We start from the raw sequence: 23,777 nt of genomic DNA, 5'->3' as shown, positions 1-23,777 counted from the left end.
AAGCAGCAAATGGAAGCAGTTTATTGTTCCCAGACCTATACATGGAATACCACATGAAGCGGACCAGATTCCCCGCCGCCATAATAAGTGAACACTGCGTTGCTGCCAGTATTCAGTTGGGGCAGGACTTCGCTCAACGTTCCCCCCATCTCTGTTTCATGCTTCATAGAATCGCCCTTGAAACCGTCAGTTTGGCTAATTGTATTATTTTTTACGTATGAGGCAACAAAATCAGTGAGCTCTGCTACTGTTGGATCGTTCAACATTTGCCGCAGAAAGGCATCAAACGGAATGGACTGACCGTCACAAGCATAATTACTCAATCGCGCAGCTTCCCGTCAACCTGAGCCATGATTAGTGAATTCGCACCATGTTATGCGGAGGGCCCCCTGCCTATTGATAATAAGGGACGGAATCCGCTAAATAATCATGCCCTGTCTTGACGCCGGGCCGGAGCAGCCGTATGGTACAAGTGACAAGAACTGACAATCGTAGGGAGATACATGCTCAAGAAGGGGGAACTATGAATACATTCACAGCCTATGGCCGGCAGCTCCGGCGGCAGATCGCCGGCAGGTATTACCGGATATCCATCAAACAGAGGATTCTGTTCTCGTTCATCGTGCTGATTACGCTGTCCATCAGTGCAATGGGCACTTTCTCGTATTGGATTGCCGCGCAGGAGATCGAGGATAATGTTTACGCCGGCAGCCGGGAGACCGTAAGCAAGACGGCACAGCTCCTGGATTCCCGCCTGAATGATGTAGCGCTGTCCGTGCAGTCCCTGATGCTGAGCGATGCGTACCGCAAGATGATGATGGATGTGCTGAGCCATGAGGTCTCTAATTATTATGTACATCTGTCTGATCTGCAATATGTACTCTCGCAGGCAACGTTCAATCAGCCGATCATTGAGAATGTGCTGATCGTTACCCCGATTGGCGATTTCTATTCCACTACGCAGATCCGGGCGCAGGACAACTCGTTCTACGGCTCGGAATTATATGATCTGAGCAAGGAGCAGCCGGGCGGCTACTGGGCCAAAGGACATTATGACCGGTTATTCACGGGCAGCCAGCGGGTGGTCTCCTTCATAGTCCGGGGAATCTATGAATACCCTTACACGCCGATCAGCAATGTATTTATTGTGGTCAATATCAGGGAGAGCCGGATAGATGAGCTGCTGAATAAAGGCGGTGAACAAGCAGGATGGAATTATTACCTGGTGAGCGGGGAAGGAGAGGCGGTAGTGGAGTCCCGCTGGCCGTTCCGGGGCAGATTCCCTTGGAAGCCGGTGCTTGCTGAAGCCGGAAAAGCAGCCGATCCGCAGGATCACAACTACAGCTATGGCGGCAAGGAGTATCTGGTAAATTATACAAGCTCAGCGGCATCACCCGACTGGATTATCTCCGGGATGCAGTCGCGGGACCAGTTGCTGGGTAAGCTGCAGCGGGTGCAGCGCATTACCCTCTATGTCATCGTTGTCTTCCTGCTGGCGACCTGGCTGATCTCCAATCAGCTGACATCTGTGCTGCTGAAGCCCCTGTTCAAGCTGCGGCGGCTGATGCGCAGAGTCGAAGAGAACCAGCTCAGTGTGGTGTATGAGAGCCGTTATGAGGACGAGGTTGCCCAGGTTGGCTTTCAGTTCAACCGGATGATGTCGGAGATTAAGATGTTGATCGAGGATGTGAAGACCAAGGAGGAGGGCAAGCGTCATGCAGAGATCCGTGCCCTTACGGCGCAGATGGAGCCGCACTTTCTGTACAATACGTTGAACACCATTTATTGCAAATCGGTAATGGGCGAGAATGACGATGTGAATGAGATGATCCTGTCTTTGTCGCAGATGTTCCAGATCGGGCTCAGCGGCGGCAAGGATCTGATTACCCTTGCGGATGAGCTGTCCCACATGCGGCAGTATTTCGCCATTCAGCAGAAATGCTATGAAGGACTGTTTGAATACACGGTGACGGTAGAGGACGAGGCCCTGCTGTCCTGCCTGCTGCCGAAGATTATCCTGCAGCCGGTGGTGGAGAACAGCATTCAGCATGGATTCAGCGACCGGACAATAGGAGGCAGGATAGACATCACGGTCAGCCGGGAGCAGGGGCTGCTGCATATTTGCATTACCGACAACGGACGGGGGCTTGATGCTGAACGGGTCAAGCAGGGGATGGTCAGGGCTCCGCAGTCGAGGAAAGGTTATGCCCTGTTCAACATCAGGCACCGGCTGGCCCTGTATTACGGGGACGAAGCCCGTATGGACGTTGGCGGCGAACCATGTAAGGGATCGCGGACGGATCTGTGGATTCCCGCAGAGGAGGAGAGTTGAAGGATGGACCAAAAGCTGGAGCCGGAAAGGTTCAAATTATGTGTAATCGACGATATCAAAAGTGTGGTGGAGATGGTCTCGCGCAAGCCGCCGTGGCAGGAGCACGGTATTGAGGTCACAGGTACGGCGCTTAACGGCGAAGCGGGCCTGCAGATCATCCGCGAGACCCGGCCGGACATTGTGCTGACGGATATCCGAATGCCAAGAATGGATGGCCTGCAGATGACCCGGGCGATACTGGAGGTGCTGCCGGACTGTAAGATTATTATCCTCAGCGCTTACTCGGAGTTCTCTTATGCCCAGGAAGCCATCCGGCTGGGGGCGCTTGATTTCGTGAAGAAGCCCTTTTCCCTGGAGGAGATTGTGAATGCAGTGCTGAAGGCCAGGGAGCTGTGCCGGGAGGAGCGTCAGGAGACCGCCAGACTTGCTGTAATGGAGGCGAGAATCAGGGAAAGTCTGCCTATTCTCCGCCAGGAATATCTCACCTTCCTGCTGCACCACCAGACGACAGAAGCGGATGCCCGTTCCCGCTGGGCCTATCTCGATATCCCGCTGGACCAGTATGATTTCTTCGTGTTTGTCGCCGAGATCGATCATTTCGCGGAGAAGCTGAGCGGCCAGCCTGTGCAGGAGGTCGAGCTGCTAAGATTCAGCCTGCACAATATTCTCGAAGAGACGATTTCCGCCCTGACCCGCGGCGTTATTATCCGGGAGGCGACAGACCGGTACGTCTGTATCATGAACGGCTCAGACCCGGAGACCGCCGCGCTGATTACGGAGGCCTGCTGCATGAATGTAAGCCGCTTCTCGCGTCATACCATTTCTATTGGCGTGGGCCTGGGCACAGCGGCGATTCAGGAGCTGGGCACGGCGTACAGGCAGGCGCTTAGCGCGCTGGGGTATCATTTCTATACCGGGGGCAACGGGGTATATCATTATAGCAATATCGAGAATAAACCTCTCTCGCTCCACAGCTATTCCGTCGCCGCCGAGCAGGAGCTGCTGTTCGCCCTGCGTTCCGGCAATTCCGCCAAAAGCCTGCAGGTGCTGGACCAGCTGTTCGCGGAGCTGCTGGACAGCGGGCTTTTGCCTGAGCCGCGTTATGTTGAAAGTGTCGGCTATGAGCTGAGCTCCAGGATCTGCCGGGTCCTGCTGGAGCAGTTCCCTTATGGGCAGGTGGAGCCGCTGGAACTCAGAATTGCTGCCATGAAGAACCAGGTGCATCCTTCCCTTCAAGATATACGGGACCTGCTGTCCTGGCTCTGCCGGGAGGCCTGTGCGCTGGTGGAGCAAGCCCGTTCTCTGGAGTCCACGCGGATTATCCGTCAGGCCGTCGAATATATCCATAGTCATCTGGACACGGGGCTGTCGCTGGAGCAGATGGCGAAGCAGATTAACCTTAGCCAGGGGTATTTCTCCAATCTGTTCAAGAAGGTGCAGGGAATTTCGTTTCAGCAGTATGTGATGCATGAGAAGATGGAGAAGGCCAAGGCGATGCTGATCAGCGGCCGGCAGGTTCAGGAGATCGCCCAGGATCTCGGGTATGAGCACAGGCGCTATTTCAGCGAGGTGTTCAAGAAATATACCGGCATGACCCCGTCCGAGTTCAAATTGTATTATCTTGGAAAAGAATAGGAATCAGCAGGGGAGGGATTTCCGCAGGGCGGAGATTACCTCCCTTGTCTGTATAGAACTCCTGCAGAAATCTGCCCTTAATGTGGGCTTACCCGCCTTATCTGGATGCGCCTATCGAACTATAATCAGGTTGTAAGCGAATACAGCAGGGATATATAAGGGGGCACTACCAATGATGAAGCGTATGCTAATGACATCTCTGAGCCTGGTCCTGGCACTTGGCTTGGCAGCCTGCGGCAACGGTAACAGCAACGGCGGCAATGCTGCTGAAGGCACGGGAAACGGGGCGACAGCCGGCTCGGGGGGGAAAACTAAAATCAGCTACTGGACAGGCGACCGCCACGATGCGGATTTCGTGAAGGAGAAGGTAGCCGAGTTCAACGCAACCAATACTGACGGGATTGAGGTGGAGCTGGTCGTCAAGGGCGACGACTTCGATACCGCGCTCGATCTGTCCTTCCAGACCTCCGATGCACCGGATGTGATCCGGGTGAAGGAGAATACCATCCAGACCTTCTACAAAAAAGGCTTTCTCGCTCCTATTGACGAGTTCCTGAACGATGAGCTGAAGGCGAAATTCCCGGCCATGCCGGATCTGAATGAATTCGACGGCAAGCGTTACAGTCTGCCGAACTATGGGACGACCATGCGTCTGGTGTACAACAAGGATCTGTTTGCCAAAGCGGGCATTGAACATCCGCCGACTACCCTGCAGGAGCTGGTGGATACAGCCAAGAAATTGACAGAAGCCGGCAAAGCGGACGGCGCTTACGGCTTCGCCCTTAACTTCAAGAGCCCCGGCAGTGCGTTCGCACGTTCGGCACGGGTGGTTGCGGAGATGAGCGGCTATGGCGGCTTCGGGTATGATTTCAAGACAGCCCGCTACGACTTCAGCGGCTTCGAGCCGATCATCAATGCCTTTAAGCAGATCAGGGACGACGGCAGCATGCTGCCGGGTGTAGAATCGCTGGATATTGATCCGCTGCGGGCGCAGTTTGCGGAAGGCAAGATCGGAATGTATATGTCCTACTCCTCAGAGCCTGGCGTCTACAAGAATCAGTTCCCGGCCAAGATTGACTGGGCGGCCGCTCCGGTTCCTACCATCGACGGCACCGTGAAGGGGGCTTCCGGCTTCCTCGGGGGCCAATGGCTGGCGCTGAGCTCGAAATCAGAGCATAAAGAAGCAGCCTGGAAGTTCATGGAGTTCATGTACGGCGATCAGGTGCTGACGGATTATCAGGAAAAAGGCTTCGGCATCTCCATGGTTCCATCCATTAGCGCAGCAGCCAAGACACCGGATGTGAACGGCATTGAAGGCTTCCTGCCGAACAAGCACGATGGGGTGTGGCCGGTCTATCCGTCTGTAGCACCGGAAGGAATGAAATCGGATGACGCCTTCTTCAAATATATGCTGAACGGCGGCGACCTGAAGGCGGTTATCGCTGATCTGAACAAACGCTATAACGCTGCACTGGACAGTGTGATTGCGAATGACGGCATAAAGGCTGAGCCGGATACCGGCTTTGATCCCGCCGCTCTGGGCGGCAAGTTCGCCAAGTAGACAGAAGGTTAGGGATAGAGATATAGGCCGGGATAGCGGGGGATGAGGGAGCAACTCCCTCATCCCTCTGCTCTGGTCGTAAAGGAAAGGAGCCGGAAGAAACCAGATGAACAAAACGAAACATGCCTTATTTTCATACAGTTTTATCTTTCCAAGTGCCTTGCTCACGTTGGTTCTCGGGATTTACCCGATTGCCTGGGCGTTCCGCTATATGTTCTATGATTACAAAGGGTTCGGAACGGCGCGGTTTACCGGTCTGGCCAATTTCAGCCGCATTCTGAAGGACACCCAGTTCTGGGATTCGGTGGTGAATACATTTGTCTATGCTGGCGGCAAGCTGCTGATCACCATTCCGCTGGCCCTGCTGCTGGCAGTCATATTGAACCGGGGGCTGCGGGGCAGACAACTGCTGCGGGGGATTTTCTTCATGCCGACCGTCATCAGTACCGCTGTAATGGCCGTAGTCTTCTTCACGATTTTCAACTCATATAACGGGATTCTCAACCAGTTTCTGATCCGCCTGGGCCTCTCCGATTCCGGTGTGGACTGGCTGGGGCCGAAATATGCCATGCTCACCGTCATTCTGGTTGCGGCCTGGGGGGCGGTCGGCAATTATATGCTGCTCTTCCTCGCCGGTCTGCAGAATATTCCGGAGGATGTGTATGAGGCGTCTTCCCTGGACGGGGCAGGCAGAATCCAGCAGTTCCGCTATGTCACCCTGCCGATGCTCGGACCTGTGATGCAGATGGTTATTATGCTGGCGATCATTACAGCCCTGAAGGGTTACGAGAGCATCATGGTTCTGACTGAAGGAGGTCCTGTAGGCAAGACAGAGGTCATGTTCCTGTATTTGTACAAATTATTTTTCCCTGTCGGCGGGAGCAGCGCGGCGGTTCAGGTCCAGGAGTTCGGATACGGCAGTGCGGTCGCCTTTGTGTCTGCGGTCATTGTAGGGATGATATCACTCATTTATTTCTACGCATCCAGACGCATGAATCAGACCGATTGAGGAGAGAGGCTATTATGAGACTAAGAACCATACTGGGCAATATCATCCTGTGGATTTTTTTGCTGGCTGTTGCTTTTATTACGCTGATTCCGGTCGTTATCACCATCCTGGGCTCCTTCAAGACTAATGCTGAGCTTACTGCGGGAGCGACCTTCCTGCCGGCGAGCTGGCACTTCTCGAACTATGCCGAAGCCTGGGCGCAGGCCAATTTCTCCAGGTATACCCTGAACAGCCTGATTGTCTCCCTGGCGGCGGTGGTCGGCACGCTGCTGGTATCATCCATGGCGGCTTATGTGGTGGACCGGATGGATTTTGCCGGCAAAAAATTGTATATCGGACTGCAATCCTTCACCATGTTCGTGGCTGTAGGGGCGGTCGTGCTGCGTCCGCAGTTCGATCTGATGGTTAAGCTTCATCTGCACAGCAGCCTGTGGGGCGTTATATTGATTCTGATCTCCGCCCATGCTTCGATCTTCTTCATTCTCTCCAGCTTCATGAAGGGGATTCCCCGCGAGCTGGACGAGGCGGCGCTGATGGACGGCAGCTCTCCCGGCCGGACCTTCTGGCGGATAATTCTGCCGCTGCTCGGACCCGGACTTGGCGTAGGTGCCCTGTTCACCTTCCGCGGCGCGTGGAATGAATATCTGCTGCCGCTCGTGTTCACGATGACGAAGCCGGAGCTGCAGACGCTGACCGTCGGGCTGGCGAACCTGAAATACGGGATTTCGGCCGCTTCTCAGACCCACTATATGATGGCGGGCGCCTGCTTGTCCATTCTGCCGATTCTCGTGGCCTATCTGTTCGCCAACAAATCCTTCATGCAGATGACGGCCGGTTCCCTCAAAGGGTAGCGGTCCGGCCCTGCGCAACCCATATTCCATATTTAACATTCAAGGAGGTACACCCCATGACTCAACACGCTCCGGCAATTCTGCAATCTGCCCCGTTCATCCGGCGGTATCCGGGCAATCCGGTGCTGGATGCAACGAAGGTTCCTTACCCCACCGCACTGGTATTCAATGCCGGTGTAACGAAATTTAACGGCAAGTATGTGATGATCTTCCGTAATGATTACGGCTCACTGGTCGATCAGACGCTTGAGCCGCACCACACCACGGATCTCGGCATTGCTTACAGTGACGACGGGCTGAGCTGGACCGCCGGCCCGAAGCCAGTGTTCAAAATGCATGACGAGGAAATTATCCGCGCCTACGACCCGCGCCTGACCGTGATCGGCGGCCGTTGTTATATGTGTTTTGCCGTGGATACGCACCATGGCATCCGCGGCGGAATTGCCGTTACCGATGATCTGGAACACTTCGAGGTGCTCAGCCTGTCTACACCGGACCTGCGCAATATGGTACTGTTTCCCGAGTTGATCGGCGGCAAGTATGTCCGGCTGGAGCGTCCCTTCACGGTATACAGCCGCGGCGGCCGGGACCGCTTCGATGCCTGGATCTCCGAGTCGCCGGACCTGAAGCATTGGGGCAACTCCAGCCTACTGCTCGCCGTTGAGCAGGTGCCGTTTGCCAATGACAAGGTCGGCCCGGCCGCACCTCCGGTCCGGACGGATAAGGGCTGGCTGACCACCTTCCATGCGGTGGATGTGGACCCGGCCAGAGGCAAGCACGGTTGGGAGGACACCTGGAAGAAGCGCTATACCGCCGGAATTATGCTGCTGGATCTGGAGGACCCCCGCAAGGTGATCGGCATGAGCAGGCAGCCGCTGCTGGCACCGGAGACAGACTATGAGATTGGCGGGGGCTTCCGCAATCATGTGATTTTTCCGGGAGGGATGATTCTGGAGGATGACGGCGAGGTCAAGATCTATTACGGCTCTGCGGATACGGTGGAATGTCTGGCAACGGCCCATGTGGACGATCTGCTCCGGCTCTGTCTGGAGCCGGAGCATAGATAAGATTGGAAGCAGGCTGAGGGCGGAAATGCGGAGTAACAGTGGGGCCATGTGCCATGATTGGAGCGGCTTGCGCGGAGATTGTGTATGAAGTGCAACAATGCTAGATCAATAGCAGCGACCGTGGGGAGATTGTGCATAAAATGCAACAATACAGCTCAGTAGTAGCGACCAACGCAGAAATCCTGCACAAGATGCAACAAAACCGGGGCTGTACTTTAAAAGGAAACTTTGCTGATGCAGAAAAGGTTAGTATTACTCTGCCACTTCCGAAGCTGAACAGGAATATGTCGACTTTATGAAAAGAGTAATAGAGCATCACTGGTGAAATCATTATTCACTGATGACAGAGTATTTTCTGAAAATATGAAAGAGGTGTTTATTTATGTTAAAAAAGTTAAAATTATTAAGTTTAATTGTTTGTATGCTCGCCAGTCTGTTAGCTGTCGTTCCTTTGACAGCAAGTGCGGCGGCTACAATTGTAAGCTATCCATTACCGCCGATCTATACCACGACCAGTCAATACACGGTAACAGCAGACTCTACAAATATACCGGTAATCGACACTTCGGCGGTATTTGTAAACTATAATTATTGTAATTTCTCTTTTTCAGGTACTACTACAATCACAATAACAGCAAGCGAGCCAATCAATACCTATAATATTTCTCCCAAAGCTTTGGGAATCACTGCAACAAAGAGCGGAAATACACTTACATTTACACTTTCATCACCAACCTATCTTATAGTTAAAATCAATAACCTGAAAGATCTGGTTATTGCGGCAGATGCTCTTGAAACCAATGTTCCGGCTTCATCCGGTACAGGTATATACAATGTTAAAACTCAATACGGTGCCGACAGTACCGGTGCCGCTATGGCTACAACTGCAATACAAAACGCCATAAATGCGGCTAACGCAGCAGGTGGCGGTATCGTATACGTTCCAGCCGGAGTTTACAAGAGCGGAAACCTTGTTCTAAAAAGCAATGTTTCGGTTTATCTGGAGGGTGGTTCTGTTATAAGGGGTTCAGGAAATCCAAGCGATTACACTACTCATTTTCATAAGAATTCTCTGAATAAGGATGGAACATGGTTTATTTATACCGAAACAAATGCAAACAATATTAAGATATACGGCAGGGGGACTATTGACGGCAATGGCCATTATATGAGAAATACAAACAATTATTTGAACAATATTCTTGTACCCTTGCAGTGCAGCAACTTCACGGTTGACGGCATAACCATAAGAGACAGCGGTGGCTGGGCTACAATCGTTACAAGATCTAATAACGTAACATTCCAGAATACAAAGCACTTCAACAACAATGAACTTGATTATGAAAATGATGCAATAGACATTCAAGAGAGCCAGAATGTACTCATAAAGCACACGGTAGCAGTATCGGAGGATGACACATACTCATTTAAGACATGGGATGTAGCAACTACGGATATAGCTGCAAACTGGCCGGGAAGTCCTGAAAACCAGTCAAATGTAGTTGTGGATGATGCTTTGGCTTGGAGCAGATGTGGAGCATTCAAGGTTGGAGATGGAGTGAAACAGCTTCAGGATGGCATAGTTGTTAAAAACTCTTATGTATACAGATGCTGGCGCGCTTTAGCGGTAGGTCATCTTTATGGGACTCCAGCAGCACAAAACATCATATTTGACAATATAGATGTAGAAGGCTTCTGGCCAAGATCCGGTGTTCACTCCAGGTGGTTTGATCTTTCTGCAAAAACCGGTCCGATAAAAAATGTGGTCTATAATAATATCAATTTACGCGCTTTAGGTGAAGTTTCAATAATGAAGGGTTGGAGTGACACATCTACTGTCTCCGGAGTTACATTAAACAATGTTCGCGTCGGTGGAGTTGCGGCAACTACACTCGCAGAATTGAAAATAACAGATACTAACAGCTATGCTGCAGCTCCCAAATTCAACACATTGAAATTTGAAGCGGAAGGTTATAACCTTAGTTCAGGTGTTATATCCTATGAGGCAAGCACTGATGGTGGGCTGGATGTTGGTGGAGGGAGTAATGGCGACTATATAGCATTTAAAAATGTAGACTTTGGTAGTACAGCTAAAACAAGTATTGATTTGAAGGTTGCATCCGCTAATTCCGGCGGAAGGATAGAATTCCACTTGGACAGTCCTACAGGCACTATGCTGGGTTATTGGACGGCAGAAAGCACAGGCGGATGGCAGACATGGTCAGTCAAGAATATCCCGCTTAATGCCGGGACAGCTGTAGGAACCCATACGGTATATGTTACTTTTGTTAAGTCAGATTCAACCACAGTTGCAAATTTAACTTGGTTCCAGTTCAAATAGAATGGAAACGGTTTGATTTAATTGCAATAAGATGGATAAAGGGGTATATCAAATGATATGCCTCTTCATTCAGCTAAAGTTTTTTTCTACGACTGACCAACTAACACAAAAAAACAGCAAGTCTCCTAAGTGAAATAGGGACTTGCTGTTTGAGGTTTCAATTAATTCTTAAAGCTATGAATTGGAGCTGAGATTCGTCCGCCACGATTAACGAAGTTCGCGCAGTTGAAGCCGTTTACTGCTATAACTGGTGCATATCCGAGCAGGCCGCCAAATTCGACCAAAGGTCATAGCTTCCAGCTTCTCTAGTGTAAGGGTACCCCGCTGAACTGCTTGAATCATGCCGTGATCTTCATTGACCGGAATAAAGGCTCTACTATTAAGCCCACCTACATAGGAGGAGGCCATTACGCCACTTTTTTTAACATTGTCATTTAGGGCGTGTCTGAAAACTATCATTGAGTCAATTTAAAAATGGAAGCTATGTATATAAACGCGAGGAATGACTTAGCCAACTTATCGTAACGAGTGACCACACGGCGAAAGTGTTTGATTTTATTGAAAAAGCATTCAACCAAGTGGCGTTCTTTGTACCGATACCAATCGACCTTCCATGGATGTTGACTATTCGTTTTAGGCGGAATGGTGTAAGTGGCCTGTTTAGTCGTAATCCAGTTCCGAATCGCTTCTGAGCCATAGGCTTTGTCGCCAAGAATGTGGCTACCCGTAATATCCAACTCCTGAAGCAATTCGATCGCTGGAACAGAATCATAAACTTGACCACCCGTCAGTAGAAAAGCTAGAGGGTTGCCTAATCCATCGACTACGGCATGACGTTTGGTCGTCTTGCCGCCACGACTGACGCCGATGTGTTGGTTTACTTCGTGTCCATCTGCGATTTTTTTGCACCGGCACTGTGTTGGTGGGCTTTGACCGATGTAGAATCGATGCTCAAGTTTTCAAAATCGGGTTCGATGTCATTTGCAGAAACGACTGTAGGCCGTTTTCCATGAACCATAACGTTCTTCCGGCAAGTCTCGCCATGCCTCACCACTTCGGGCAATCCAAAGAAAGGCGTTAAACATCGTACGATTGCTTAATTTCGACGGTCTTCCTGTTTGATAGGGCGGGAACATGTCCTTTATTTGTTCCCACTGTTCATCGGTTATTTCGTACCGTCTTGGAATCATGCTTGTTTCTCCATTCGTTTTTCTCATATCATACCATAGGATTCTTTAGTTTTCAGACACGACCTAGATAAAGCGTAAGCAAGATTGTATGCAGTGGTCGTTTTGCCTGTACCGCCTTTCTGATTGGCAATGGTAATAACCGTCGTTTTGGACATTTCAATTACCCTCCCTGAAGCAGATGCTTCATTATTTTGTCAATGGTAGGGAGCGGGCCGTTCTGTTGTTGTTCTTTCTGAGTTCTTCCCGAGTTCTCTCCAACATCCCCAAAAGGCTTCATTTTGCCCAGATGCCGGGAACCCTTACGGGGCTTGGAAAAGACCAGAAAAACCGCTGAAAACCTTGATTCTACAAGGCTTTTAGCGGTTTTTAAATTCCTCTTCTTGGACTTAACTTCTGCTATCTTCTCAATAGCAGTCGCGACTCAAAATCGTGAGGGAAACCGTGGAGGTTCGAGTCCTCTCACCGGCACCAAATGCATTTATCAGTAGTTCATTAGATCAATAGATCATGTGTCTAATTCGGCGTTTTTAGCGTTTGAGTGAGCTACCAGGTAATATGTTCGATACTGTAATTACATCCTACACTTTCCGTCCTAAGGTCTTGTAAAATAGATCTAGCCAATGGCTCTTGGGAACAGCAATCTCCTGAGAACTATCATGCATCCTTAAAGTAAGAGGCAGCAAGCCGGGTGGCATTCAGGTTTTTATTCCTGATTCCTCCAGGCTTTTTGTTTTACATTAACAATGCGCATTTCCAAATAAATTGCGTAAACGTTTTAACAAAGAATTGGTTAAAAAAGGAGGTTTTAAATAAGGGAAACAACGGGTTAACGTTTCTAGTTTTTTTTGAGGAGTGGCTGATAGTTAGATTCTAATAAAAGTCGTGTGATTTTTCCTGAGGCTTACTCGGTACCAATGAAGAGCTTGATTTTATGTGATAATATATGACATATAAACAAGGTTATATTAAGATTTTAGTTGAATACCGAACAAGGACCTAACATAAATAGGGTAGATATCGTAAATGTAAACGTTTTATTTTTTGATTTTTATAAAAAAACATATTGTAATCTGAATGGGCATGTACTAAAATAAAACTAGAAATTGCGTAAACGTTTACATTTTTCGAGTGGGAAATGAACTCATATCGTTTATTATCAAAGGGAAATATTGAGAAAACGTTATGACAATAAATTATTGGAAGGGGGTGGCTAAGACGAACAAGGAAATTACAATTAAGGACGTAGCCAAGCAAGCGGGCGTATCTGTAGCTACGGTATCCCGAGTGATGAATGGACGAGATCGCGTAAGTGAAGCCACTCGCAAGAAAATACTCAAAATAATAGAAGAGATGAACTTCGTTCCGAATACGATGGCTGCATCGATGGTCAATAAAAAAACCAACATGCTGTCCGTCGTGGTGCCGGAGATTCAGAATCCCTTCTACACCGCAGTCATTGGCGGTATGGTAGAGGTGGCCAAGAAGGAAGGCTTCTTTACTCTAGTAGTCTCCACGAATAGCGATGAGGCAGAGGAGGAAGAATTTTTTGAAAGCTTCCTAGGGAAAAATGTGGATGGAATCATCTTAATCGGTACGCATAAGGATGCAGAGTTTTACCGGAACATTCGCAAGCCTACCATCCTTGTCGACCGTTATATCAACGATTGCGGCCACGATGGTGTCTTAATCGACAACTTCCGCGGCGCGTACGAAGCGACCAAGCATTTCGTGGACTATGGTCATGAACGCATTGCCATTATAGATGGGGCGCATGATTTTAACGATGGCAAGGACCGTTATTGGGGATATCGTCAAGCTATGCATGAGAGCGGCCTGACACCCGATCCTGCCTATCACAAGCAGGGGAATTGGCTGGAAGAGGACGGCTACCGATTTACGACGGAGCTTATGCAATCCGAGCAGCCACCGACAGCTATATTTGCGGCTAACAACGTCATCTGTACGGGTGCGATTAAAGCGATACGCGATTTGAATCTCCGAATCGGAGAGGATATTTCATTAATTGGCTTTGATGATAACGAGCTTGCCCAGTTCGTGCAGCCAAGAGTGACCGTGGTCAGCAGACCGACAAGAGAGATGGGAATTCAAGCGGCGGAAATGCTCATTCAAAAAATCAAGGGAGAGCCTAAAGAACGGACGAAGCTGAAAAAAATGATATTGGATGTTGAATTGAAGAAATTCGGCTCAGTCAAAAGACTGAAGGAGTAATACTGGGGGGGAGAGCTATGGCGAAAATCTTGGTAGTGGGCAGCATGAATATGGACATTGTCACACAGGTTGAGCGTCACCCGGTTCCCGGCGAAACGATACAGGGCAACGAGACCCGTTTCTTTATTGGGGGCAAGGGGGCTAACCAGGCTGTTGCCGCGTCTCGCTCCGGAGCTTCGGTCGCTATGGCGGGTGCACTGGGCTCGGATTCCTTTGGGATCGACATACGCAGGGAATTGGCGGAGGCTAGGATTGATCTTGATCATGTTATCGAGAAGCCGTGTATGACGGGGCTTGCTTTGATTACAATCGATGGAGCAGGCGAGAACAACATTATTTTATCCTCAGGCGCTAATGGAAGGTATGGTGCAGACGAGGTAGATAAATTGGACCTCTCTGGTTTCGACGTCATTTTGCTGCAAAATGAAATATCATCGGCAGCCAATCAAAGGGTGCTGGATAAAGCGGCAGAGCAACGTATTCCGGTATTTATGAATCCAGCTCCAATTGACGGGTTTGACCAGAGCCAACTGAGCAAGGTCACTTTCCTCATTCTGAATGAGGTCGAGGCGGAGGAGCTGAGCGGCATCCGTATTGAAGGAAGCAGCCAGGCTCTGGAGGCCGGAAAGAAACTGCTTAATGACGGCATTCCTCATCTCATTATTACTTTGGGAAGCAAAGGCTCTATCTATATGGACCAATCCGGAAGGCAAATCACATTAACCGCATTTTCGGTTGACGTAGTGGATACGACAGCGGCCGGAGACACCTTCATCGGAGCGTTCGCAGCCAAATATGTAACGGGAGCGGAGCTGCGCGATTGTCTGTGCTACGCGACAGCGGCATCGGCGCTGGCTGTATCTGAACCAGGTGCCCAAAGCTCGATTCCGACAGAAGAACAGGTACAATCGTTTCTTACGGTGTAGAACAATAGGTTAATAAGACCGTTATAAAAAAAGGTAATATACGGGGTTTCTTTCCTGGAAAGGGACACCTGTATTCTCAGACTTTGGCGATTTAACGCTTAGTCTTGTTAAAGTTATCCAAAAAGCAGCTCAGTAAGGTGAATAGGAGGTCGAACGATGAGGCATCCGGTTTTGAAAATGGAAGGCATCAGCAAGGAATTCCCAGGGGTCAAAGCGTTATCCGATGTTAGCTTTGAGCTCTATCCGGGCGAAGTCCATGCGCTTATGGGGGAGAACGGAGCAGGGAAATCCACGCTGATGAAAATTTTGTCCGGCGTATATTCACCGACGCAAGGAACGATCAGACTGAAGGGCAAAGAAGTGACATTCGGCAACCCGCTTGACGCCCAGCGGCAAGGAGTGTCCATTATCCATCAGGAATTCAATTTGTTTTCTAATTTGACAGCCGCGGAAAATATATTTATCGACCGTCCGGAAATGGTGGGCAAATTCGGCCGGATACAGTGGTCCAAAATGTATGACGAGGCGCAGCGTTTGGTTGATTCCATAGGGGGAGGTGAAATTGATGTCCGCCAGGAGGTCCGGCATCTTGGCGTTCACAGCCAGCAAGTAATCGAAATTGCGAAAGCGCTGTCTTTTCAGGCGGATGTGCTCATTATGGATGAACCGTCAGCGGCGCTTCCGGAAAACGAAGTGAAAAAAATGTTTGATGTGGTCAACCGGCTCCGGGCGCAGGGCGTAGCCATCGTGTATGTCTCTCACCGCATGAAGGAAATATTTGAAATTGCGGATAAGGTAACGGTGCTGCGGGATGGAGCCAAGATTGATACCCGTGGAATCGAAGAGGTTACCGAACAGAGCTTGATTCAAATGATGGTGGGCAAAGAGGTTGGCCAGCTATATCCGGTAAGGGAGAAGAAGCACGATCAAGAGGTTGTGCTGAAGGTCGAGCAGTTGTCGCTCGATTCCGCACACTGTGTATCTTTTGAGCTGCGAAAAGGAGAGATATTAGGGCTATTCGGCGTTCCGGGTTCGGGCACGCACACGATTGCCGAGCGTTTATTCGGTCTAAAGCGGGGAACGGGTGAAATCACTATTCGTGGCGCAGCGGTGAAAATCAATAATCCGAGCCAGGCCAAAGCAAAGAAGATTGCTTATGTTCCGCCGGATCGTCACCGTCAAGGCATCATTAAACCGATGTCAATTCGGCAAAATCTGTCCATTCCAATGCTGCCGCAGCTTTCAAAGTATACGGTGCTGGACGAGGCGCGGATTAAAGAGATGAGCAAGGAGTATATGGAGAAGCTTCGAATAAAAGCGCCCAACGATGGCCAAAGCGTAGACTTTCTGAGTGGCGGCAACCAGCAAAAGGTTGTGATTGGCAAATGGCTTGCAGCGAATCCCGATATTCTTATTCTGGAGGAGCCGACCCGGGGAGTTGACGTCGGAGCGAAGGCGGAGATCTACAATATTATTCATCAACTGGCCCAGGAAGGCTTGAGCATCCTGCTGATTTCGTCCGAAATGCCGGAGGTGATTGGACTCTGTGATCGGATCCTGGTGCTATACAAAGGCACGATCGTGCATGAATTTGCGCATGGCGAGGCTGATCAGGAACAATTGCTGCAGCGTGCTTCACATCCGCTTTCAGAAGGAGGCCGCATATGAAACGCCTACTAAATGTGCATGAAGCGCCTATTATTTTATTTACCATTCTCGTTACGCTGTTGTTTTCCATTATATCTCCTGACTTCTTGCAATTCGAAAATATAAGGCTGATTCTGGATCAGAACATCTCCATGTTCATCGTGGCGATCGGGATGACGATGGTCATTCTGCTGGGGGGCATGGATTTATCCGTCGGCTCCGTGCTGGCAGTGACAGCGACTTCTGTCGGATTGTTTCTCAGCCATGGCATCCATCCATGGATTGCAGCCGCTATGGGGATATGCATCGGGGTTCTATGCGGCATGGTCAATGGTTATTTCATTGCGGTTAGGAAAATACCGGACATCATCGTCACCTTGGCCACCATGTATATCTTCCGGGGCATTGCGGTAGGGATCAGCGGAGGAACCTGGATGACGAACTTTCCGGGAGGATTTCGATTCTTCGGACAAGGGTATTTGCTCGGCATTTCCTTCCCGCTGCTAATAGCCGTCATTCTTATCGCGGTCTTCATTTATTTAATGAAATTCGCCCGTGAGGGCCGAAGAATCTACTCCATTGGCGGGAATGGACCAGCAGCCAAGCTGGCGGGAATCAGCGTAGCCCGAACCAAGTTTAAGGTCTATGTATTAACCGGCTTGCTGGTCGGGATCGCCTCGGTTATTTTCGCAGCAAAGGTAGGCAGTGTGCAAGCCTCGACAGCAGGCAGCGGTTTAGCGTTTGAAGTCATGGCAGCCGTTCTTATCGGCGGGGGAAGTATATTTGGAGGAGTCGGCACCATAGCCGGAACGATGCTGGGTGTGCTCTTTATGGGCATTGTCAAAAACGGGCTCATTATATCCAAGGTTTCACCGTTCTGGGTTGATGCTGCAACCGGTTTTCTGATTATTCTGGCAATTGTCATTAATACGCTGCAGCGTATAAGGCAAAACAAAGGAAAAGAGGGGGAATTGGTATGAGTACATGGACAAGCCGGTTCCCGCTTAGGGGAAATAAGCTGATCGTTCAAATGCTGCTGCTGCTCGTCATTATCGTGCTGTTCAGCTTCTTGTCTCCCTATTTCCTGACCGTCACTAACTTTATGAATGTGCTGAACCAGATGGTTGAAGTAGGGCTGATCGCCATACCGATGACCATGATCATCATATCCGGTGCCATGGATCTTTCGGTAGGCTCAATTCTCGCTTTCTCCGCTGTAAGTATGGGAGTTGCCTTTGAGCGGGGCCTCGATATATGGATCAGCGTGATCATTGGGCTGCTGGCTGGCTTGCTGTGCGGGGCGGTTAACGGCTATCTGATCGCAAGGCACCGAATGCAGGCGATCGTCGTCACCATTGGCATGCTCGTGATGCTGCGGGGTCTGGTCTACGTAATCAATCAGGGCAGACCCATTAGCGGCTTTCCGGATGCATTCTACTTTATGGGCCAGCAGTATGTCGGCGGCATTCCGGTTAATGCGATTTTCCTAGTGGTGATGTTCCTTCTGGCCAGCTTTGTCATGAAGAAAACAAGATTCAGCACTTATGTGTACGGCATTGGCAACAATGAAGAGGTTGTCCGCTACTCAGGTATCTCGGTCGTACGCATCCGGTTTATCCTCTTTATGCTTAGCGGATTGTTTTCGGCCTTGGCGGGTATATTTCTGGTGTCGCGTCTGGCAAGCGCAGAGGCGACATCGGGTACCAATATAGAGCTCGATGTCATTACAGCGACTCTGATAGGGGGCACACATATTTTTGGAGGAAGGGGGAGTCTTTCAGGCACATTTGTCGGGCTGCTAATCATCGTGTTTTTGCGTAATGGATTGAATCTGTTAGGTGTATCCGTGCTTTACCAGGCAGTCATATTAGGGGCATTGCTTCTGCTTGCTGTAGGAAACAAAAAATTCAATGGAGAGTGAAACCTATGAAAAAGCTGGCATTGACGTTACTGACGGGCGTATTGGCTTTGAATTTGGCAGCATGCGGAAGTACAAGCGGGAATCAAACGGATAACGGAGGCAAAACGAACCAGGGAGCTTCGGGATCCAGAACTTACTTTATGAATCCAAAGTCCATCGGCCCTGCTTATTGGGCGGCGGCTGAGAAGGGCGCGAAGAAGGCGGAGGCCGATTTGAAGGTAAAGGTTCTGTTCAATGCGCCGACAGAGGCGGATTCCTCCAAGCAAATTAATATGATTCAGGATATGCTGACCCGCAAAGTAAGCGGCATCGGCGTATCGCCCAATGATGCGAAAGCGGTAGGCCCTGTGTTCAAGAAGGCGGCAGGCCAAGGCGTCAATATTGTGACCTGGGACAGTGACGCGCCGGACACAGACCGCCAATATTATGTAGCTCCGGCTACAGACCAAGAAATCGGGGAGCTTCTGGCCAAAACGATCGGAGAGGAAATCGGCGGCAAAGGACAGGTCGCGTTCATGGTAGCCGGTCTGGGCTCGCAAAACCAGATTGCCAAATCCAATGCGGCTAAAGCTTATTTTGCAGCCAACTATCCGGAGATTGAGGTCGTAACGACTGTCGCGAGCGACGACGATCAACAGAAGGCGTATGCCAATGCGCAAAACCTGCTTCAAACCTACCCTGATCTGAAAGGCATAATCGGATTTGCAGGCGGCGAACCTCCTGCAGCCGCGGAGGTCGTGGAGCAAGCTGTAAAGGCAGGCACTTTGGAGAAGAACCAAGTGGCCATTACAGGCATTGCCGTGCCGAGCGTCGTGAAAAATTACATCAAGAACGGCACGATCAAAACAGATATTATTTGGGATCCGGGCAAGCTGGCTTACGTAACGGTCTATATTATGGATCAACTGGCTCAAGGCAAGGAAATCAAAGACGGCATGGAAATTCCGACGATTGGAACAGTGAAGGTAGACGGACAAAGCGTCTTTATTGGCACGCTTGAAGTCACGAACGATAATGTGGACAGCTTTGATTTCTAATAACACCCTTAGGAGGCGGCCTTAATGGAGTATAAGGTGCAGATAGAAGATTTAACGGAGGAGGCTTTTGCTCCCTATGGCAAAGTGGTGGATGTGCCGGCGATTGACCCTTCCAAATCCGGTGACGGGTGGGATTGCTGGAGCTATGTTCAAATGCTGGACGTATGGGAGCCCATCGGATTTGGACTTGTCGACACCAAGCGGCGCGAATTTGTCGTCACAGCCATGGAGAGGCATGTCAGCCGCGAAGAGCTTCTGCTTACCTTTGATCGTGAGATTGTGCAGCCTGTAGCATTGTGCATGGATATTGACAATCCGGATGAAAGCCCTGATGCTTCCACCGTCAAGTGCTTCCGAATCAAGCCCGGACAAGCTATCGTCATCCATCGGGGGGTCTGGCATAGCCCGGCCTACCCGGCTGTTGACGACGCCCGTTATATGTTCGGCATCGAGAAGAAAAAGGATAAATTCGGGGATGAGATGATCAATCCGTGGGTTGATTTTATGAACGGAAGCACAGTTCGATTCGAATAAGGGAGCAGGCACGGCTCCTGATACTCTTGCTTACGGCAGCTGCGGATTCATGCGGTATCAGGAGAGTGCTGCCACAAAGGAGAGAGAGAGATGAACCAAGAACAAAGAGTGATGGATTGGATCGAGAATCATCAAGATGAAATTATTCAATTTTTACAGCAGCTTATTCAAATTCCGAGCGTGAACCCCTGGTTCTTCGAGGAGCCAGGGCCATCGAAAGAGAAGGACCTGCAACAATTTATTGCCGGCAAGCTGGAGAAACTGGGTGCGGACATCGAGATTTGGGAGCCCGTCGCTGATGAACTGAAGCAATATGAAGGCATGGCGGGCTATTATCCGGGAAGAGATTTTACGGGCAGACCCAATCTGGCGGCTACGTTTGGCAAAGGAACGGAAGGCAAGTCCCTGCTCTTATTTGGCCATATTGACGTCGTCATGGCAGGCTCCAAATGGACAGTCGATCCGTTCGAGGGCAAAGTGATTGACGGGAAGATGTACGGTCGCGGCACCGTTGACATGAAGGGCGGAGTCGCAGCCATGATTATGGCCGTCGAAGCGATTCTTCGCAGCGGGTTTAAGCTTAAAGGGCCGGTTGTTGTCGGCACGGTCGTCGATGAGGAAGCGGGAGGCATGGGAGCGCTTGATTTCATCCACCATGGCTATCGAGCAGATGCATGCATTTTGACAGAACCGACCTCGCTAACGATCGCCCCGCTGTGCCGTGGGATTTTGTGGGGGAAAATCAAAATCCAAGGCCGCAGCGGCCATATTGAGATGCCGCAAGCGGATTGGCAGGACGGCGGCGCGGTGGATGCGATTAAGAAAGCGAGATATATTCTGGAGCATTTGGACCGCTTGAATGAGCAATGGGCTGTCAGCAAGACTCATCCCTACTTGGCGATCCCTTGTCAGGTGCATGTTGCGCAATTAAACGCTGGGGAATATCCGACCTCCTTCGCGAATGAGGCGGAAATCGTATTTAACGCGCAATACTTGCCATCGGAGCGTGACGAGAAGCTTGTAGGCGGCAACGTAAAGAAGGAATTGACGGACTTTCTGCGCGAGGTATCGGAATCAGATCCTTGGCTGCGTGAGCATATGCCGGAAATCGAATGGCTGGTGGATGCCGATTGTGCAGAAACGGATGTGTCTCATCCCTTTGTTCAGACTTGTGTACAATCCTTGAAGGCTATTGGAGAGGAAGGGAAGATCGAAGGACTGGGCTTCCATACCGATATGGGCTGGCCGGTGAACGTCGGCATTCCGACCGTTAACTTTGGACCAGGCGACCCCAGCCTTGCCCATCATAGCGACGAATTTACACCTGTCGATGAAGTGATTCAGGCGGTCAAGATGATTGCCAAAACGATTGTGGACTGGTGTGAAATCGAGGAAGCGCAAAAACGGGATCAAGACGGCCTGTAGGTATAGGGCCTGGTGATATAAAATACGGAGGTGCTTGAACTGATGAAAATCTTATTTGTTGGCGAATCTTGGGTTGTGCATATGATTCATACGAAAGGTTATGACAGCTTTACCTCGACCAAGTACGAGGAGGGAGCAACCTATTTGCTGTCCTGTCTGCGTCAGGAGGGAATTGACGTCACCTATATGCCTGCGCATGAAGTACAGGTGCGCTTCCCTCAATCGTTGGAAGAGCTAAAAGCCTATGATGCGATTGTACTTAGTGACGTAGGGGCCAACACATTCCTGCTCCAAAATCCAACCTTCTATCAAATGCAAATCATTCCGAACGCCCTTGAGCTAATGAAGCAGTATGTCGCTGAAGGGGGCGGCCTGCTGATGGTTGGCGGTTACCTGACCTTCATGGGAATCGAAGGGAAAGCTAATTATAGAAATACGATATTGGCCGATGTGCTGCCGGTAGTCATGATGGACAAAGATGATCGGGTAGAGATGCCAAGCGGCTTCTCGCCTGTCGTATCGCAGCCGCATCCACTGGTAAATGATTTGGGAGAATGGCCTAGGCTGCTGGGTTATAATAAACTGTCAGCCAAGCCGGGGGCAGAGGAATTGCTAAGCCATGAAGGCGATGCCATTCTGACGGTCGGAACCTACGGAGCCGGCAAGACGGCAGCCTTTGCAAGCGATTGTTCGCCGCACTGGGGATCGTTGGAGTTTATGAACTGGGAGCACTATTCGGCCTTTTGGTCCAAGCTTATCAAGTATTTGGATTAGCAGGCTAACCCCCGTGGAGGTTCGAGTCCTCTCGACCGCATCTATGAAGCAAAGCTGTTTTTCAAGTGGAAATTTAACTTGGAGAACAGCTTTTTTTCGTTCCTCTTCATGCAGAACTCGCGTTATACTAAACAGGAGGAACCGTTCAGCTTTAAGGTGAATTCAATGGAGTTGGATTTATAATATAAGACCTGTTAGCGGAAGTTACGGGCGAGTTATTTTGAATACAAGGGGTGTGATCCTGTGATAAAACCTCGAATAGGGTTTAGCTTTATGTTGTCGATGCTCGTTGTTGTGAGTTTGTCTGTTGGATGTCAACCAACGGATGAGGGGAATGTGGCTCAGCATCCGGTACCTGAGCAATCGGTGATTTCTTCGAATGAGAATACCCCGGAGACAGAGCTCCCTTCCGGGTCAGCTTCAGGAGGTGATGACACCGCGGGAAGCAGTGTCGTTGCAGTAGAGGATACGGACGTATCGCCCGATCATCAGACCGCTGAACCCGATGTGGATTTAGCGGAAGTGACGGCGGTCCGGCTCATTAATCATAGCTCGGGCTGGATTGGCGGGGAAGGCTGGATTGCTTTTAGTGATAACGGTGGTACGGAATGGGAGGTTCAGGCTCAGCCGAAAGGCACGGTACGCCAAATCTTTGCGCTGAATGGCAAACAGGCCTGGACCGTGATGGAGAATAACGATCTGTATCGCACCACGGATGGCGGGGAGACGTGGATTTGGATTGGAAGCACGCCGAATGCCGGATTTCTCCATTTCATCTCGCCTGAAACGGGATTCAGCGGTCAAGCCAAAACCGAGGACGGAGGTAAAACCTGGAGCGACCAGGATATACCGGATACGACCATCGGCAGCCCTGCCACGGGAGCTATCACCGATGGAGCTGCTGAAGCTCCCAAGAACGTAGGCGCTGTGTCTGGACCATTGTATGTTGTTAATACAAGGACCCATAACTAATTCATAACAAAGAAGACCGGAAACCTCCGGTCTTCTTTGTGTGGTTCTGCCTCCATTCTCAGCGAGGAAGAGGCAGAACGATGAATATCATATCATTCATTAAGGGAGCTCTTTGAATATCATTCGGGAGCCTAGCCAAAGACCAGCCGCAACTCCGAATAAGCCGAAGAGGGTTACCAAGACGATCAGATTAAAGGAGTGCCAGCCGAGCAGGAATCCAATGCCGCTTCCCATGGTTGTTCCGGTGAGCAATCCCAGTGCAGCGCCAATTTGTTTATGACGTAACGTCATATGTCTGTCACCTCAAGTTGAATGTTGCAAATCTG

20 protein-coding genes and 2 pseudogenes are annotated in these 23,777 nt (G+C 50.2%); 17 read left to right on the top strand and 5 right to left on the bottom strand.

Annotated elements, in window-relative coordinates; all coding sequences use genetic code 11:
- Positions 1-35 precede the first annotated feature (35 nt).
- A complete protein-coding gene (locus tag MHH48_RS25665; RefSeq protein WP_076325676.1) occupies positions 36-323 on the bottom strand; it encodes a hypothetical protein in 288 nt (95 codons plus the stop codon).
- 200 nt (positions 324-523) lie between these two features.
- Here MHH48_RS25665 and MHH48_RS25660 point away from each other — a divergent pair, with 200 nt between their 5' ends.
- The 7 genes from MHH48_RS25660 to MHH48_RS25630 all read left to right on the top strand — a co-directional run bounded on the left by MHH48_RS25660 (position 524) and on the right by MHH48_RS25630 (position 10,796).
- Positions 524-2,332, top strand: a complete 1,809-nt coding sequence (locus MHH48_RS25660) for a sensor histidine kinase (protein ID WP_076325677.1) — start codon at positions 524-526, stop codon at positions 2,330-2,332.
- A 3-nt stretch (positions 2,333-2,335) separates the two neighbouring features.
- On the top strand, positions 2,336-3,967 hold the full coding sequence (locus MHH48_RS25655) for a response regulator (RefSeq protein ID WP_076325678.1): 1,632 nt from the start codon (positions 2,336-2,338) through the stop codon (positions 3,965-3,967).
- 172 nt (positions 3,968-4,139) lie between these two features.
- Positions 4,140-5,528, top strand: a complete 1,389-nt coding sequence (locus MHH48_RS25650; RefSeq protein WP_076325679.1) for a sugar ABC transporter substrate-binding protein — start codon at positions 4,140-4,142, stop codon at positions 5,526-5,528.
- Positions 5,529-5,634: 106 nt separating this feature from the next.
- Positions 5,635-6,537 (top strand): sugar ABC transporter permease, encoded by a 903-nt coding sequence (locus MHH48_RS25645; protein ID WP_018751892.1) that lies wholly within the window; start codon positions 5,635-5,637, stop codon positions 6,535-6,537.
- A gap of 14 nt (positions 6,538-6,551) precedes the next feature.
- Positions 6,552-7,388, top strand: coding sequence for a carbohydrate ABC transporter permease (locus tag MHH48_RS25640; RefSeq protein ID WP_018751893.1), 837 nt, complete (start codon positions 6,552-6,554; stop codon positions 7,386-7,388).
- A 56-nt stretch (positions 7,389-7,444) separates the two neighbouring features.
- Positions 7,445-8,455 carry a glycoside hydrolase family 130 protein gene (locus tag MHH48_RS25635; protein ID WP_144023517.1) on the top strand — a complete coding sequence of 337 codons (1,011 nt, stop codon included), beginning with the start codon at positions 7,445-7,447 and terminating at the stop codon, positions 8,453-8,455.
- Positions 8,456-8,837: 382 nt separating this feature from the next.
- Positions 8,838-10,796 carry a carbohydrate-binding protein gene (locus MHH48_RS25630; RefSeq protein ID WP_076325681.1) on the top strand — a complete coding sequence of 653 codons (1,959 nt, stop codon included), beginning with the start codon at positions 8,838-8,840 and terminating at the stop codon, positions 10,794-10,796.
- Between the two features lie 161 nt (positions 10,797-10,957).
- Here MHH48_RS25630 and MHH48_RS25625 read toward each other — a convergent pair.
- The 3 genes and pseudogenes from MHH48_RS25625 to MHH48_RS25615 form a co-directional block, all read right to left on the bottom strand.
- Positions 10,958-11,234, bottom strand: a pseudogene (locus MHH48_RS25625) (DUF711 family protein); the annotation flags it as partial.
- Between the two features lie 17 nt (positions 11,235-11,251).
- Positions 11,252-11,986, bottom strand: a pseudogene (locus tag MHH48_RS25620) (IS5 family transposase).
- A gap of 23 nt (positions 11,987-12,009) precedes the next feature.
- Positions 12,010-12,141 carry a ParA family protein gene (locus tag MHH48_RS25615; RefSeq protein ID WP_080742533.1) on the bottom strand — a complete coding sequence of 44 codons (132 nt, stop codon included), beginning with the start codon at positions 12,139-12,141 and terminating at the stop codon, positions 12,010-12,012.
- Positions 12,142-13,168: 1,027 nt separating this feature from the next.
- Between MHH48_RS25615 and MHH48_RS25610 the strand changes: the two genes are divergently transcribed.
- The 10 genes from MHH48_RS25610 (at position 13,169) to MHH48_RS25565 (ending at position 23,451) form a co-directional block, all read left to right on the top strand.
- Positions 13,169-14,215, top strand: a complete 1,047-nt coding sequence (locus MHH48_RS25610; RefSeq protein WP_256720797.1) for a LacI family DNA-binding transcriptional regulator — start codon at positions 13,169-13,171, stop codon at positions 14,213-14,215.
- Positions 14,216-14,232: 17 nt separating this feature from the next.
- Positions 14,233-15,141, top strand: a complete 909-nt coding sequence (locus MHH48_RS25605; protein ID WP_076325685.1) for a ribokinase — start codon at positions 14,233-14,235, stop codon at positions 15,139-15,141.
- Between the two features lie 156 nt (positions 15,142-15,297).
- Entirely contained in the window at positions 15,298-16,809 is a 1,512-nt protein-coding gene (locus MHH48_RS25600) for a sugar ABC transporter ATP-binding protein (protein ID WP_076325686.1), read from the top strand.
- On the top strand, positions 16,806-17,768 hold the full coding sequence (locus MHH48_RS25595; RefSeq protein WP_076325687.1) for an ABC transporter permease: 963 nt from the start codon (positions 16,806-16,808) through the stop codon (positions 17,766-17,768). The genes MHH48_RS25600 and MHH48_RS25595 overlap by 4 nt, the downstream gene beginning before the upstream one ends.
- Positions 17,765-18,709 (top strand): ABC transporter permease, encoded by a 945-nt coding sequence (locus MHH48_RS25590; protein WP_076325688.1) that lies wholly within the window; start codon positions 17,765-17,767, stop codon positions 18,707-18,709. The genes MHH48_RS25595 and MHH48_RS25590 overlap by 4 nt, the downstream gene beginning before the upstream one ends.
- Positions 18,710-18,714: 5 nt before the next feature.
- Positions 18,715-19,746, top strand: a complete 1,032-nt coding sequence (locus tag MHH48_RS25585) for an autoinducer 2 ABC transporter substrate-binding protein (RefSeq protein WP_076325689.1) — start codon at positions 18,715-18,717, stop codon at positions 19,744-19,746.
- 24 nt (positions 19,747-19,770) lie between these two features.
- Positions 19,771-20,280 (top strand): ureidoglycolate lyase, encoded by a 510-nt coding sequence (locus tag MHH48_RS25580; RefSeq protein ID WP_076325690.1) that lies wholly within the window; start codon positions 19,771-19,773, stop codon positions 20,278-20,280.
- A 90-nt stretch (positions 20,281-20,370) separates the two neighbouring features.
- On the top strand, positions 20,371-21,705 hold the full coding sequence (locus MHH48_RS25575; protein WP_076325691.1) for an ArgE/DapE family deacylase: 1,335 nt from the start codon (positions 20,371-20,373) through the stop codon (positions 21,703-21,705).
- A gap of 42 nt (positions 21,706-21,747) precedes the next feature.
- Complete coding sequence (locus MHH48_RS25570; RefSeq protein WP_076325692.1) at positions 21,748-22,479, top strand: glutamine amidotransferase; 732 nt, start codon at positions 21,748-21,750, stop codon at positions 22,477-22,479.
- A 243-nt stretch (positions 22,480-22,722) separates the two neighbouring features.
- The gene (locus tag MHH48_RS25565; protein ID WP_256720798.1) at positions 22,723-23,451 is read left to right on the top strand and encodes a hypothetical protein; all 729 of its coding nucleotides are present in this window, start codon (positions 22,723-22,725) and stop codon (positions 23,449-23,451) included.
- 99 nt (positions 23,452-23,550) lie between these two features.
- On the opposite strand, the gene MHH48_RS25560 is transcribed toward MHH48_RS25565, so the two are convergent.
- Positions 23,551-23,742, bottom strand: coding sequence for a hypothetical protein (locus MHH48_RS25560; protein ID WP_076325694.1), 192 nt, complete (start codon positions 23,740-23,742; stop codon positions 23,551-23,553).
- Positions 23,743-23,777 lie beyond the last annotated feature (35 nt).

Origin of the sequence: Paenibacillus sp. FSL F4-0100, from assembly GCF_037993005.1 — a bacterium.
GTDB lineage: Bacteria > Bacillota > Bacilli > Paenibacillales > Paenibacillaceae > Paenibacillus_AQ.
Note: the sequence above shows the minus strand (reverse complement) of the source record. Positions and strands in the feature narration are given on the sequence as shown.

Bases quoted from the DNA above. Each gene is read 5' to 3' on its own strand.
- MHH48_RS25595 (WP_076325687.1), top strand. From the start codon at position 16,806: ATGAAACGCCTACTAAATGTGCATGAAGCGCCTATTATTTTATTTACC.
- MHH48_RS25650 (WP_076325679.1), top strand. From the start codon at position 4,140: ATGATGAAGCGTATGCTAATGACATCTCTGAGCCTGGTCCTGGCACTT.
- MHH48_RS25585 (WP_076325689.1), top strand. From the start codon at position 18,715: ATGAAAAAGCTGGCATTGACGTTACTGACGGGCGTATTGGCTTTGAAT.
- MHH48_RS25655 (WP_076325678.1), top strand. From the start codon at position 2,336: ATGGACCAAAAGCTGGAGCCGGAAAGGTTCAAATTATGTGTAATCGAC.
- MHH48_RS25645 (WP_018751892.1), top strand. From the start codon at position 5,635: ATGAACAAAACGAAACATGCCTTATTTTCATACAGTTTTATCTTTCCA.
- MHH48_RS25605 (WP_076325685.1), top strand. From the start codon at position 14,233: ATGGCGAAAATCTTGGTAGTGGGCAGCATGAATATGGACATTGTCACA.
- MHH48_RS25610 (WP_256720797.1), top strand. From the start codon at position 13,169: ATGACAATAAATTATTGGAAGGGGGTGGCTAAGACGAACAAGGAAATT.
- MHH48_RS25580 (WP_076325690.1), top strand. From the start codon at position 19,771: ATGGAGTATAAGGTGCAGATAGAAGATTTAACGGAGGAGGCTTTTGCT.
- MHH48_RS25635 (WP_144023517.1), top strand. From the start codon at position 7,445: ATGACTCAACACGCTCCGGCAATTCTGCAATCTGCCCCGTTCATCCGG.
- MHH48_RS25640 (WP_018751893.1), top strand. From the start codon at position 6,552: ATGAGACTAAGAACCATACTGGGCAATATCATCCTGTGGATTTTTTTG.
- MHH48_RS25615 (WP_080742533.1), bottom strand. From the start codon at position 12,141: ATGTCCAAAACGACGGTTATTACCATTGCCAATCAGAAAGGCGGTACA.
- MHH48_RS25660 (WP_076325677.1), top strand. From the start codon at position 524: ATGAATACATTCACAGCCTATGGCCGGCAGCTCCGGCGGCAGATCGCC.
- MHH48_RS25575 (WP_076325691.1), top strand. From the start codon at position 20,371: ATGAACCAAGAACAAAGAGTGATGGATTGGATCGAGAATCATCAAGAT.
- MHH48_RS25570 (WP_076325692.1), top strand. From the start codon at position 21,748: ATGAAAATCTTATTTGTTGGCGAATCTTGGGTTGTGCATATGATTCAT.
- MHH48_RS25600 (WP_076325686.1), top strand. From the start codon at position 15,298: ATGAGGCATCCGGTTTTGAAAATGGAAGGCATCAGCAAGGAATTCCCA.
- MHH48_RS25560 (WP_076325694.1), bottom strand. From the start codon at position 23,742: ATGACGTTACGTCATAAACAAATTGGCGCTGCACTGGGATTGCTCACC.
- MHH48_RS25630 (WP_076325681.1), top strand. From the start codon at position 8,838: ATGTTAAAAAAGTTAAAATTATTAAGTTTAATTGTTTGTATGCTCGCC.
- MHH48_RS25590 (WP_076325688.1), top strand. From the start codon at position 17,765: ATGAGTACATGGACAAGCCGGTTCCCGCTTAGGGGAAATAAGCTGATC.